The sequence below is a fragment of the Sphaerisporangium corydalis genome (assembly GCF_025506355.1).
GTDB lineage: Bacteria > Actinomycetota > Actinomycetes > Streptosporangiales > Streptosporangiaceae > Sphaerisporangium > Sphaerisporangium corydalis.
The window spans coordinates 16,016-29,090 of sequence record NZ_JANZYP010000093.1; the positions used below are offsets into that span (position 1 = coordinate 16,016).

Consider the following 13,075-nt stretch of genomic DNA (forward strand, 5'->3'; position numbering starts at 1 on the left):
CCCCGGCGGCCCGGACCTCAGGCCGGCCGCCCCACCGGGCTGTTCCATGGTCAAGGAGCGCCGTTGGCGCACGCTCTCCCAAGGGCGCCCCTCACCGCTGATCCCCTTCACCGACCCGCACGCCGGCCACTATTACGACATGAACCCTCCTTAATCTTGGATGGATGGGGATGTCTGCCGGCTTGGAATCCCTCGGCGGCGCGGTTGTCAGACCTTGCGACGCTGCGGAGGAATGCGAACACAGTCATCTCGACGAGCATCAGACCCCGGCCACCTTCAGCGAGCAGATCCCCGCACACACGCGGAGCCGTCTCGCCCCCCGCGTCCACCACGTCGACCTCAATGAGATCGACGCAATCGGCTATGGCGAGCGTGACTGTTCCGCCGTCCCGCGAGTCGGAATGAACACAAGCGTTGGTGACGACTTCGGAAGTCAGAAGGATCACGTCGTCCAGAGCCGGGTGTTTGTCACCAAGCTTCTGTCTCACGTATTCACGTGCCAAGGAGACCGACTCGGGAGAACCGATCAGATCGGTAACACCCAGCAGACTTCCTGCCCTCATGCGCTCGCCTTTTCGCCTCGCCGGGAATGGTCCATGCGTCGTTGAGACGCCACCGAAGCGCACTGTGGGCTGTCAGGCGGGTTCATCATCGCGGAACGGAGCGGGTCCGCCTACGCGGCGTACACGGACAGTCAGCCCATCGGGCGGACGCTGGAAGACCGTCGGACAATCGCAGAGTTGGCGCTCCGGTATGACGCGATCAGAGCGGAGGCCCTACCGTTCAAGCAGTCGGTCAAGCTGATCAAGGAAGTGGTGAGCCGAAATGACCTCTGACCTTCAGGGCGCCCAGTGGCGCAAGAGCACTTTCAGCGCGGACACGGGGAACTGCGTGGAGGTCGCGTCGAACCTGTCCGGCCTCGTCGCAGTCCGTGACAGCAAGAATCCGACCGGTCCGGCGCTGGTATCGGCGCCCGGTGAGTGGCGTGGATTCGTGACGAGTATCAAGGGCGGCACCCTGAGCACGTGAGCATCCACATCTGAGGGCCCTCGCAACGCAGCGGGGGCTCTCCCGTTCCGGGTCACTCGCGTTGCCTCCCGCAGGGGACTCGGCGGTTACACGTCCATCTGGGCTTCCCCGGTGCCATCGGAGGCGGAGGCGGGCCTTGGCTGGGTCAGCGTGCGGCGGGGGTGGGTTGGGGGGTGGGGTCTGCTGTGCCGGGTTTGCCGGGTTGGAAGCGTTCGACCACGTCGGTGTAGCGGTCGTTGGCATCGACGACGTGCCCGACGGCCAGGGTGAGGTCGCCGACGTGGGTGACGGCCTGGAGGCGTACGGTGCGGGGCTTGGGGGAGGTCTCGCCGCGGACCACCCGCCAGCCGGAGTCGCCGGAGCGCAGCAGGAACGCCTCGCCCGGGTGGCCGGGGTCGAACCCCGACGCCCAGTAGTGCCCCTTGCCGTCGCCGGTGATGCCGTACAGCTCGGCGTGGCGCTGGGGCACGGCGCTGCGGCTCCAGTGCCTGCCGTTCCAGGTCAGGACCAGCGGGGCGATCTTCCCGCCGTCGTGGTAGACCCCGCCCACGGCGACCGCGCGCTTGGGGCCGTCGATGTGGACGTCGCGCAGGAACCCGCCGGTGACGGCGGGCACGTCGACGGGCTTCCACGTGGACCCCGACAGCCGCATGATCACCGGCTCGGTGCCGGTGTCGCCGACCGCCCAGCCGTCGGTCCTGCCCGCCAGCGCCACGCCGTACAGGGTGCCCTGGACGTCGCCCTTGACGGCGGTCCAGCCCTTGGAGGTGACCGTGGCGATGAGGGCCTTCTGGACGGTACGGCGGCGGACCTCGTCGAACTCGGCCCGGCTGCCCACCGCGACCGTCTTGCGTGGCACCGAGGCCACCCCGCCGAGCCAGTCGCCCGACCCGAGCTGGGGCACGCTGACCCGGTCGAACACCGACCCGTCGCCGCGCACGACGTACGGCAGGCCGTCGTGGCCGTCGCCGACCGCCCAGATCTCGCGGGGCGAGGCCGCGGCCACCGACCGCAGGTGCCCGGCGCTCGAGGCGTCGTTGCGGATGCCGATCTCGGTCCAGGTGCCGCCGTCCCAGTGCGTGATCACGCTGCGGTTCTGCCAGGCCTCCCAGACGTCCTCCTGGCCGACCGCCCACACGTTGGTCCTGGACAGGCCCACCACGTCCGACAGGGAGCCGTCGGCCTGGAGACGCGCGGTCGCCGACTCCTGGACCAAGCCCGTCGTGCCGCGCTCGGCGGCGCGGGGACGAGGCGGGTCGGCGTGGGCGTGCGCGGCGGACGAGGCGCGGATGAGGGCACAGGACAGGACGCCGATCAGCATCACGCACAGCGACAGCGCGCGCCTTGACAGGCGGCGGGACATGACCAAATCGTACGTGTCCTGTCATCCCGCGCGTGGCAGGTACCCGACTGTTGACCAAACGTCACCAGAACGCAGCCCGTTCGTCAACCGGTGTCCCCTCATGCCACGGACCCCACGGAACCGCCCGATTCCACCCGGGCACCCAGGCCCACGGACCCCGGCGGACGGGCCCTTTCGCCCGAGCCCAAGGACCCGGCGGCCGGGCACACGGGCATGACGGACGGGCACACGGGCATGACGGACGAGTCAGCCGGCCAGGAGTTCGGCGATGACGGGCAGGTGGTCGGTGGCCGCTTCCAGGTCGGCGGCGGCGGCCTGGACGCCGCCGCAGGAACGGACCGTGAGCCCGGTGGCAGCCAGGACCACGTCCAGCCGCTTGCCCGGCCGCCTGGCCGTGAAGGTCAGCCCGTCGCCCCGGGGCGCCAGCGGATAGCAGTCGGCGAGGCGCCGGGTGAGGTACCCGAAGGCGGGCCCGCCGGGCTGCTCGTTGACGTCGCCCGCCAGCACGACGGGCGCGCCGAAGCGCCCGGCGACGTCCTCGACCAGGTCCATGATCTCGACCGCGTGGCACAGGCGGGCGGCGGCCACCAGGTCGAGGTGGACCGAGGCGACGGTGATCCGGGTGCCGCCGCGCTCCACCACGGCGATCGCGACCCCGCGCCGCTCCAGCCCGAGGAACGGCCGCAGAAGGTGGCTCTCGGCGTGCAGCACCCGCGTCCCCGGGGCGGCCAGCACCGCGACGCCGCCGAAGCGGCGCCCGGTGACCAGCCGCAGGCCCGAGGCGCGGGCCAGGCTCGCCCGCCGGCGCCGCCACCGCAGCAGGCGCGGCGCCTCCTGGACGCACAGCACGTCCGGGTCCATGGCCCTGATGACCCGCGCCAGCGCGGCGTTGTCGTCGTACATCGAGCGCACGTTGTACGTGCCGACGCGGATCACCATGGAGCCGTGCTTCCCCCCGGTTCCCGGCCCTCAGGGGTGCCGGGCGAGGTCCGCGGCGCCGACCAGGCCCGCCGACGGCCCGAGCTCGGCCGGGCGGATGTCGGCGTGCGGCCGGTGCTCGCGCGCGGTCAGCGCGCGGATGAACGCCGTGCGGGCCTGCTCGATCCACAGGTCGGCGGCGCGCGAGACGCCGCCGCCGAGGATGAAGCAGCCCGGGTCGAGCACGGCGGCGAGGTCGGCCATGCCCTGGCCGAGCCACTCCGCCATGGTCGCGAAGGCGGCCAGCGCGGCGGGGTCGCCCTCGCGCGCGGCCTGGGTGACGTGCTCGCCCTCGATGTCGGACACCGAGCCGCCCGCGAGCTCCAGCATGCGGGCCGCGCGGTCCGGCCCGGCGGCGGCGACCACCCTGGCCTCGTGGACCAGGGCGTTGCCGCTGGCGTACTGCTCCCAGCAGCCGAGGTTGCCGCACCCGCACAGCCGGCCCTTGGGGACGACCTGCATGTGGCCCATCTCGGCGCCCATGCCCCACCGGCCGCGGAACAGGGTGCCGCCGAAGACCAGGCCGCCGCCGATGCCGGTGCCGACGGTCACGCACACGACGTGGCTCTCGCCGCGCCCGGCTCCGAAGCGGTACTCGCCCCAGGCCATCGCGTTGGCGTCGTTCTCCACGACCACCGGCAGGTTGACCCGTTCCGCGACCTTCTTCTGCAACGGTTCCTCGCGCCAGGCGAGGTTCGGGGCGAACCGGACGATCGACCGGGTCTCGTCGACGAAGCCCGCGGCGCCCAGCCCGACGGCCTCGACGTCGTGGCGTCCCGCGAGTTCGAGCACCGCCTCGGCGATCGTCTCGGCCACCTCGTCGGGACTGTCAGCGGGCGTCGGCCGCAGGAGGTTCTCCACGATGTGGCCGTCCTCGTCGACGACTCCCGCGGCGATCTTCGTACCACCGACGTCCACGCCGATCGTCAGCGCCATTTCTCATTCCTTCCCCCCGAGAATCCCACCAGGCTCTCAGCCCAGGTCGATGTGCTCTACTCGGGTGTCCGTGTCGCCGGGGCGCCGTGGCGGCGCGGGGCGCGACACCGCGTCCACCGCCTGGCGGAACGCGGCGAACAGCTCGCCGCCCGCCGAGATCAGGTGGTCGGTGACGTCGCCGCCTGCGTCGCGCCTGGCGGCCTTCATGCGGCAGACGGGGCAGGCGCGGCAGATGTACTCGCCGTCGTCGTGCCCGGCCACCGCCTCGCTCCACACGTCCCCGGCCGCGCGCCCGCCGCCGCCGAAGGCCTGGCCGAGGCCGCTCACGCCGCCCTTGACCACGCCTTTGCCGATCTCCCGGCCGACCCGCTGCTGCAGCGAGTCGAAAAGCCTGCGCGCCTCCTGCGTCACCGACGCCAGGGGGTCGGGCCGGTCGTCGCGGGCGTCGTCCGCACGCTCGGCCGGGCGGCCGGGCCCGGGGCGGTCCTCGCGGCGTCCCGGCCGCTCGTCCCCGGTCGCGGCGCGCTCGCGGTCCCGCTCCCTCAGCCACTCGTCGCGGCCGGCCGAAGGCCCGGCCACGCCCTGGCCGCCGGTGCCGGCGGCGTCCTCGTGCCGGTCGTCCCGCCCGTCGCCGGGCAGGTCGCCGTTGGTCTCGTTCATTTCGGTCATCAGGCCCCTCCTGCCTCGAACCGTACCCGGAGGTGGCCGTCGCGGAGCGCCGCGTCGCGGATGGATCTGCGGGCGAGGGCGGCGGGCAGCGCGAGGACGCGGCGGTAGGAGCCGGCGGTGACGATCAGCTCGTCGCCCTTCCTGGCGAGGTCGACCTCGCTCTTGTCGGCGAGCGGCAGGGCCAGGGTCAGCTCGTGGATCTCGCCCTCGGAGCGGATGGTGAGCGGCGGCTCGCCCGCAGGCGGGGCGAAGGGGTCCTCGTCGCCGTACAGCTCCGCGGCCAGGGCGGCGAGCGCCTCGGGGCCGACCGGCTCCGCGGGCAGGTAGGGCACCTTGTGGACGGGCAGCGGGGCGAACGACTCCTCGACCGACGCGAGGTGGCGGGACTGCGCCCGCACCCAGCCGCTCCGCCACTCGTCGGAGCCGCCCTCGGGGAAGACCCGGTTGGCGACGACCCCGTCGACGCGGTAGCCGTACAGGCTGAGGGAGGTGAAGGTGCGACGGGCCTCGGCGACCACGACGGCCTCGGGGGTGAGCACGAGGCGCACTGAGGAGTTGTCGCCGGTCAGCAGCTCGCGGACGCCCATCAGGCCGGCGTGCAGCCGCTCGCCCGCGTTCACCACGCTGTCGTCGGGGACGCTGAACTTGGCGACGTGCCTGATCACCGGGGCCAGGGCCCGCATGAGTTTGCGCCCGGCGGGCAGCAGACGGCTGACGTGCCAGTCGAGGGCCTCGGGCAGGGCGAGCAGCCGCAGCGTCTCGGCGGTCGGGGCGCAGTCGACCACGACCACGTCCCACCGGCCGGTGCGCACCTGCTCGCGCAGCTCCAGCAGGGCGATGACCTCCTCGGCGCCCGGCAGCACCGTGAGCTCCTCGGAGGTGACCTCGTCCAGGCCCAGCTCGGCGAGCACGCCCCTGGCGTACTCCTGGAGGTCGCCCCAGTGGCGTTCCAGGGCCCGCTGGGTGTCGACCTGCTGCAGGTAGAGGCCGGGCGCCGCCTCGGCGGGCTCGGCCGAGCCCGGAACGCCGAGCGCGTCGGCCAGGGAGTGGGCGGTGTCGGTGGAGACCACGAGCGTCTTGAGCCCACGGCGGGCGGCGAGCGTGGCGGTGGCCGCGGCGACGGTGGTCTTGCCCACTCCCCCCTTGCCGGTGAAGAGCAGGATCCTCGGGCTCTGCGCGCTCATCGTCCCTCGACGCGCTTCTTGAGCCCCTTGAGCGCGGTGTCGACGATGACCTTCTCGGCCTTGCGCTTGATCATGCCGATCATCGGGACCTTCAGCTCCACGGCCAGCTCGTAGGTCACGTCGGTGCGCCCGTTCGCGCCGGCCAGCCGGTAGCTGCCGTCCAGGGCGGAGAGCATCCTGCCCGGCTCGGCGATGGCCCAGTCGACGGCCTCGTCGCCGGTCCAGCGGTAGGCCAGGGTGTACTCGTCGCGGATGACCCCGGCGTCCAGGACGAACCGGACCGTCGCCGGGCGGCCGTCGTCCCCGACCGTCAGGACCTCCGCGGACCTCACCTGGCCGGCCCATTCGGGGTAGGAGGCGAAGTCGGCGATGACCGCCGTGACGCTCGGCGGATCGGCGCCGATCACGATGCTGGAGGTGGTGCGATCAGCCATGGGCTTACCGTACTCGTTCGCGGTCGCCGAGCGAACGTCCGCACGGCCGGGTGTGCGAAGTCGTGAGACCCGCGCCGGGCGGGGCTCACAGGTCGAGCGCGAAGGGGCGCCCCCTGCCGCGGAAGTGGCCGACGTTGACGCATTCGGTGCGGCCGATGCGGGTGCGCGCGGAAAGCGGCTGGTGGACGTGGCCGAACAGCGCGTATCTCGGCTGGGTGGCGCGGATCGCCTCCAGCGTGGCCTCGCTCCCGCGTTCGAACCGCCGCGCCACCACGTCGTACAGCAGGTCGGGCACGGCGGGCGGGATGTGGCAGCAGAGCACGTCGACCGCGCCCACGGCCGCGACCTTGCGGGCGAACTCCTCGTCGTCGACCTCGTTCGGGGTGCGGTAGCGGGTGCGCAGGCCGCCGCCGACGAACCCGAACGTCAGGCCGCCGATCTCGGCGGTCTGCCCGTCGAGCACGTGGTGGCCGTCCCGCAGGTGGTCGCCCCACATGGCGGGCAGGTCGACGTTGCCGTAGGTGAGGTAGGCGGGGGTGGGCATGGCCGCGAAGATGCGGGTGTACTGCTCGCGCACGGCGCGCTCGACGTGCTCGCGCGGCTCGCCGCCGAGCGAGCTCCACAGCGCGGCGGACATCCGGCGGGCCTCGTCGAAGCGGCCGGCGGTGCGCAGCCGGATGAACTCCGTGGTCCGCTCCGCGCCGAACATCTCGGCGAAGATGCCCTGGGAGTGGTCGTCGTAGTCGACGAACAGCAGCAGGTCGCCGAGGCAGACGAGCACGTCGGCGCCGTCTCCGGCGCGAGCGAGGGCGTCCGCGCGCCCGTGGACGTCACTGACGACATGGACCCGCATATCGGACATGCTAGTACCCACCGGATACCCAACCTAGCGCTTGGCCGTGGGCGGGGGCGCGCGGCCGGGAGCCCCCGGCCGGTCCGGCGACGCTGATAGCGTGGTCACTCGCTCGTGACCGGCCGGATCTACCCTCGCGTGACCCGGCGCGGTAGCGTCCAGGCAGCCTCCGGCCATGGACGGCCTTCCTACGTGCCCCAGAGGAGTGACCGTGCGCGAGTACAGCGTTCCCGTGCTGGTGGACGTACCCGCGTCCGCCAACTGCGCCGACACCGTGTTCCGGCGCGGCGAGCAGGAGCCCGGCGCCGTGGTGATCAGCCGCAAGAGCGGCGACGCCTGGGTGCCGGTGACCGCCGCCGAGTTCCGCGACCAGGTCGCCGGGGTCGCCAGGGGCCTGGTCGCGGCGGGCGTCGAGCCGGGCGACCGGGTGGCCCTGATGTCGCGCACCCGCTACGAGTGGACGGTCGCCGACTACGCCATCTGGGCCGCGGGCGGCGTCGGGGTGCCGATCTACGAGACCTCCTCGGCCGGGCAGGTCGAGTGGATCATCTCCGACAGCGGCGCCAAGTGCGTGATCGTCGAGACCGAGGACCACGAGAAGACCGTGGGGCAGGCCGCCGGCGACGCCGCAGGGTGGCCGGCGGTGTGGCGCATCGACGGCGGCGCGTTCGCCGAGCTGACCGAGGCGGGCGCGGAGGTGCCCGAGGAGGTGCTCAAGGAGCGCCGCCTGGCCAGGGGCGGCGGTGACCTCGCCACGATCATCTACACCTCCGGCACGACGGGCCGGCCCAAGGGCTGCCGGCTCACCCACGACAACCTGCTGTTCACCGCGCGCAACGTCGCCGGGGGCCCGCTCGAGGCGCTGTTCGACGTGGACGGCCGGGCCGCGCTGCTGTTCCTGCCGCTGGCGCACAGCTTCGCCCGCCTGATCGAGATCGTGCTGATCGAGACCGGCACCGTCCTCGCGCACACCCCCAACATGAAGAACGTCGCCCCCGACCTTCAGGCGTTCCGGCCGACCTTCCTGCTCGGCGTGCCGCGCGTGTTCGAGAAGGTGTACAACTCCGCCGAGCAGAAGGCCGCGGCCGGCGGCGGGCTCAAGAGCAGGATCTTCCACCAGGCCGTGGGCGTGGCCACCGAATGGAGCCGCGCCGAGAGCTCCGGCGGGGCCGGGCTCGGCCTGCGCCTGCGGCGGGCCGCGTTCGACCGGCTCGTGTACTCCAAGCTGCGCGCGGCGACCGGCGGCCGGCTCAGCGCGGCGGTGTCCGGCGGCTCCGCGCTGGGCGAGCGCCTCGGCGACTTCTTCAAGGGCGCGGGCATCGAGGTCTTCGAGGGCTGGGGCCTCACCGAGACCTCCGCGCCCTCGACGGTGAACATCCCGGGCGCCAACAAGATCGGCACGGTCGGCAAGCCGTTCCCCGGCGTGACGATCGGCGTGGCCGACGACGGCGAGGTCCTGGTCAAGGGCCGGCACGTCTTCGACGGCTACTGGAACAACCCCGAGGCCACGGCCGAGGCGGTCGACGCGGACGGCTGGTTCCACACCGGCGACGTGGGCGAGCTGGACAAGGACGGCTACCTGCGGATCACCGGCAGGAAGAAGGAGCTCATCGTCACCGCCGCGGGCAAGAACGTCGCGCCCGCGCCCCTGGAGGACCGCATCCGCGCCCACCCGCTGGTCAGCCAGGCCATGGTGGTCGGCGACGACCGGCCGTTCGTCGCGGCCCTGGTGACGCTGGACCCCGAGGCCCTTACCCAGTGGCGGGAGGCCAACGGCAGGGCCGGCGCCCCGATCGCGGAGCTGGCCGCCGACCCGGCGATCACCGCCGCCGTCCAGAGCGCCGTGGACGACGCCAACACCCTGGTCTCCAAGGCCGAGCAGGTGAAGAAGTTCGTCGTCCTGGACACCGACTTCACCGAGGAGAGCGGCCACCTCACCCCGTCCCTGAAGGTCAAGCGCAACCTGGTGACCCGCGACTTCGCCCCCTCCATCGAGGCCCTGTACGGCTGACCCGCCACTCCCCCGCCAAGGCCCCGCGCGTCCGGCCTCGGTCCGCTCACGGACAGGCCCGGCGTATCGAACGGATGGCCTGCCCGGCTCGCTGACGGCCCGGCTCGCGAACGGCCCAGCTCATGAGCGGAGCGGCCCCGCTCGGGGTGTCGTCTCTCCCAGGCACGCTCTATACGATGGCTTGGCCGGTTGTTGGCGCGGACTCCCCAAGGGTGGACATGGTTGAGAGCGTAGGCACCGTCAAGCGCGGCCGTACGGGCAGGAGCGGCGGGGAAGGGCCGGAGGTCGACCTCCGGCAGTTGCTGGCGGGGCTCACCGCCGTCCGCGACGGCGACTTCGGCACCCGGCTGCCCGACGAGGGCGACGGGCTGTACAAGGAGATCGCGACCGTCTTCAACGGCATGGTCGACCAGCTCTCGCTGTTCACCTCCGAGGTCACCCGCGTCGCCCGCGAGGTCGGCACCGAGGGCCAGCTCGGCGGCCAGGCCGAGGTGCCGGGCGTGTCGGGCACCTGGAAGGACCTCACCGACTCGGTGAACGCCATGGCGGGCAACCTCACCGACCAGGTCCGCAGCATCGCCCAGGTCACCACCGCCGTCGCCAGGGGCGACCTGTCGCAGAAGATCACCGTCTCGGCGCGCGGCGAGATCCTGGAGCTCAAGAACACCATCAACACGATGGTCGACCAGCTCTCCTCGTTCGCCGACGAGGTCACCCGCGTGGCCCGCGAGGTCGGCACCGAGGGCCGCCTCGGCGGCCAGGCCCAGGTCACCGAGGTGGCGGGCACCTGGCGCGATCTGACCGACTCGGTCAACTCCATGGCGGGCAACCTCACCGACCAGGTCCGCAACATCTCACAGGTCGCCACGGCCGTGGCGCGCGGCGACCTGTCGCAGAAGATCACCGTCTCGGCGCGCGGCGAGATCCTGGAGCTCAAGAACACGCTCAACACGATGGTCGACCAGCTCTCCTCGTTCGCCGACGAGGTCACCCGCGTGGCCCGCGAGGTCGGCACCGAGGGCCGCCTCGGCGGCCAGGCGGACGTGAAGGGCGTCTCGGGCACCTGGAAGGCGCTCACCGAGTCGGTGAACGTCATGGCCGACAACCTGACGGCCCAGGTGCGCAGCATCGCCGAGGTGACCACGGCGGTGGCCAAGGGCGACCTGTCGCAGAAGATCCGGGTGGACGCCCGCGGCGAGATCCTGGAGCTGAAGGAGACCATCAACACGATGGTCGACCAGCTCTCGGCGTTCGCCGACGAGGTCACCCGCGTGGCCCGCGAGGTCGGCACCGAAGGCAACCTGGGCGGTCAGGCGACCGTGCGGGGCGTGTCGGGCACCTGGAAGGACCTCACCGACAACGTCAACGTCATGGGCTCCAACCTGACCAGCCAGGTGCGGTCGATCGCCCAGGTGGCGACCGCCGTGGCCAGGGGCGACCTCTCCCAGAAGATCACGGTCGAGGCCAAGGGCGAGGTGGCCGCGCTGGCGCAGACGATCAACACGATGGTGGAGACGCTGAGCGCCTTCGCCGACGAGGTCACCCGCGTGGCCCGCGAGGTCGGCACCGAGGGCGAGCTGGGCGGCCAGGCCCGCGTGCCGAACGTCGCCGGCACCTGGAAGGACCTGACCGACAACGTCAACTCCATGGCCAACAACCTGACCAGCCAGGTCCGCAACATCGCCCAGGTCACCACGGCGGTGGCCCAGGGCGACCTCACCAAGAAGATCGACGTCGACGCGCGCGGCGAGATCCTGGAGCTGAAGACGACCATCAACACGATGGTCGACCAGCTCTCCTCGTTCGCGGCCGAGGTCACCCGCGTGGCCCGCGAGGTCGGCAGCGAGGGCAGGCTCGGCGGCCAGGCCGAGGTCGAGGGCGTGTCGGGCACCTGGAAGCGGCTCACCGAGAACGTCAACGAGCTGGCGGGCAACCTCACCCGGCAGGTCCGTGCCATCGCCGAGGTGACCAGCGCGGTGACCTCAGGCGACCTCACGCGCTCGATCAACGTCGACGCCTCCGGCGAGGTGGCCGAGCTCAAGGACAACATCAACTCCATGGTGAAGTCCCTGCGGGAGACCACCCGCGCCAACCAGGAGCAGGACTGGCTGAAGACCAACCTGGCCCGGGTCTCGGGGCTCATGCAGGGCCACCGCGACCTCGCGGTCGTCGCCGAGCTGGTCATGAACGAGCTGGCGCCCCTGGTCTCCGCCCAGCACGGCACCTTCCTGCTCGCCGAGGAGACCCCGAGCGCCACCGAACTGCGCGTGGTCGGCAGTTACGGCCACCAGGAGGTGACCCGCCGCCACGCGCTCGGCGACTCCCTGGTCGGCCAGGCCGCGCTCGCCCGGCGCACCATCCTGGTGCAGGACGTGCCCCCCGGCTACCTGACGATCTCCTCCAGCCTGGGCCAGGCCGGGCCGGTCAACCTGATCGTGCTGCCCATCGTGGTGGAGGACCAGGTCCTCGGCGTCATCGAGCTGGCCAGCCTCAACAGGTTCACGCAGGTCCACCGCGACTTCCTCGAACAGCTCGTGGAGACCATCGGCGTCAACGTCAACACGATCGTCGCCAACGCCCGCACCGACGCCCTGCTGACCGAGTCGCAGCGCCTCGCGACCGAGCTCCAGGTCGGCCAGGAGGAACTCCAGCGCTCCAACGCCGAGCTGGAGGAGAAGGCCGAGCTGCTGGCCCAGCAGAACCGCGACATCGAGACCAAGAACATCGAGATCGAGCAGGCCCGCCAGGAGCTGGAGGACCGCGCCCAGCAGCTCGCGCTGGCCTCCAAGTACAAGAGCGAGTTCCTGGCCAACATGAGCCACGAGCTGCGCACCCCGTTGAACTCGCTGCTCATCCTCGCCCAGCTCCTGGCGCAGAACCCGGCGCGCAACCTCACCGCCAAGCAGGTGGAGTACGCCAACGTCATCCACTCGGCGGGCACCGACCTGCTCCAGCTCATCAACGACATCCTCGACCTGTCCAAGATCGAGGCCGGGAAGATGGACCTCACCCTGGAGCCGTTCCACATGCGGCAGCTCCTGGACTACGTCGAGGCGACGTTCCGCCCGCTGACCACCGAGAAGGGGCTGACGTTCGAGGTGAGCGTGGCGCCCGACGTGCCCACGCAGCTCATGATGGACGAGCAGCGGCTGCGGCAGGTCCTGCGCAACCTGCTGTCCAACGCGGTGAAGTTCACCGAGGCGGGGTCGGTGCGGCTCCGGGTCGAGCGGGCCGGCCAGATGGACCTGCCGGCCGGGCGCCGGCAGGAGGCCCTGGCCTTCCACGTGGTGGACACCGGCATCGGCATCGCCGAGGAGAACCTCTCCCAGATCTTCGACGCCTTCCAGCAGGCCGACGGCACCACCAGCCGCAAGTACGGCGGCACCGGCCTCGGCCTGTCCATCAGCAGGGAGATCGCCACCCTGTTCAACGGCGGGATCCGCGCGGTGAGCACCTTCGGCGAGGGCAGCACGTTCACCCTCTACCTGCCGATGACGCACTTCTCGGAGTACCCGATGGGCGCGAACCCCCCGGCGGCGCCGGCCCTGCCGCAGGCCGCCGAGCCCGCGGCGCCCGAGCCGGAGCCCGCGCCCGCCGCGCCGGGCGGCGAGGGCGAGG

The 13,075-nt window shown here is 72.0% G+C and carries 11 protein-coding genes and 1 pseudogene; 4 read left to right on the forward strand and 8 right to left on the reverse strand.

Going from position 1 to position 13,075, the window contains the following annotated elements; all coding sequences use genetic code 11:
• Positions 1-107 precede the first annotated feature (107 nt).
• Positions 108-563 (reverse strand): ATP-binding protein, encoded by a 456-nt coding sequence (locus NYZ98_RS38515; RefSeq protein ID WP_262849936.1) that lies wholly within the window; start codon positions 561-563, stop codon positions 108-110.
• Between the two features lie 63 nt (positions 564-626).
• Between NYZ98_RS38515 and NYZ98_RS41645 the strand changes: the two are divergent.
• Both NYZ98_RS41645 and NYZ98_RS38520 read left to right on the forward strand, forming a co-directional pair.
• Positions 627-836 (forward strand): annotated as a pseudogene (locus NYZ98_RS41645) (hypothetical protein); the annotation flags it as partial.
• On the forward strand, positions 826-1,029 hold the full coding sequence (locus tag NYZ98_RS38520; RefSeq protein WP_262849938.1) for a DUF397 domain-containing protein: 204 nt from the start codon (positions 826-828) through the stop codon (positions 1,027-1,029). The pseudogene NYZ98_RS41645 and the gene NYZ98_RS38520, both read left to right, overlap by 11 nt.
• Positions 1,030-1,174: 145 nt before the next feature.
• Here NYZ98_RS38520 and NYZ98_RS38525 read toward each other — a convergent pair whose 3' ends face one another.
• The 7 genes from NYZ98_RS38525 to NYZ98_RS38555 all read right to left on the reverse strand — a co-directional run bounded on the left by NYZ98_RS38525 (position 1,175) and on the right by NYZ98_RS38555 (position 7,446).
• Positions 1,175-2,392 carry a hypothetical protein gene (locus NYZ98_RS38525; protein WP_262849940.1) on the reverse strand — a complete coding sequence of 406 codons (1,218 nt, stop codon included), beginning with the start codon at positions 2,390-2,392 and terminating at the stop codon, positions 1,175-1,177.
• Between the two features lie 246 nt (positions 2,393-2,638).
• A complete protein-coding gene (locus NYZ98_RS38530) occupies positions 2,639-3,331 on the reverse strand; it encodes an endonuclease/exonuclease/phosphatase family protein (RefSeq protein WP_262849942.1) in 693 nt (230 codons plus the stop codon).
• 30 nt (positions 3,332-3,361) lie between these two features.
• A complete protein-coding gene (locus NYZ98_RS38535; RefSeq protein WP_262849944.1) occupies positions 3,362-4,306 on the reverse strand; it encodes an ROK family glucokinase in 945 nt (314 codons plus the stop codon).
• A 36-nt stretch (positions 4,307-4,342) separates the two neighbouring features.
• Positions 4,343-4,975: a hypothetical protein gene (locus NYZ98_RS38540; RefSeq protein ID WP_262849947.1), complete on the reverse strand. Its 633-nt coding sequence runs from the start codon at positions 4,973-4,975 to the stop codon at positions 4,343-4,345.
• On the reverse strand, positions 4,975-6,159 hold the full coding sequence (locus NYZ98_RS38545; RefSeq protein WP_262849949.1) for an ArsA family ATPase: 1,185 nt from the start codon (positions 6,157-6,159) through the stop codon (positions 4,975-4,977). The genes NYZ98_RS38540 and NYZ98_RS38545 overlap by 1 nt, the downstream gene beginning before the upstream one ends.
• On the reverse strand, positions 6,156-6,593 hold the full coding sequence (locus tag NYZ98_RS38550; protein WP_262849951.1) for an SRPBCC family protein: 438 nt from the start codon (positions 6,591-6,593) through the stop codon (positions 6,156-6,158). The genes NYZ98_RS38545 and NYZ98_RS38550 overlap by 4 nt, the downstream gene beginning before the upstream one ends.
• A gap of 85 nt (positions 6,594-6,678) precedes the next feature.
• A complete protein-coding gene (locus NYZ98_RS38555) occupies positions 6,679-7,446 on the reverse strand; it encodes a metallophosphoesterase family protein (RefSeq protein WP_262849953.1) in 768 nt (255 codons plus the stop codon).
• A 211-nt stretch (positions 7,447-7,657) separates the two neighbouring features.
• Here NYZ98_RS38555 and NYZ98_RS38560 point away from each other — a divergent pair, with 211 nt between their 5' ends.
• Positions 7,658-9,457: an AMP-dependent synthetase/ligase gene (locus tag NYZ98_RS38560; RefSeq protein ID WP_262849955.1), complete on the forward strand. Its 1,800-nt coding sequence runs from the start codon at positions 7,658-7,660 to the stop codon at positions 9,455-9,457.
• Positions 9,458-9,675: 218 nt separating this feature from the next.
• A partial coding sequence (locus NYZ98_RS38565; RefSeq protein WP_262849957.1) for a HAMP domain-containing protein occupies positions 9,676-13,075 on the forward strand: 3,400 nt, incomplete at its 3' end.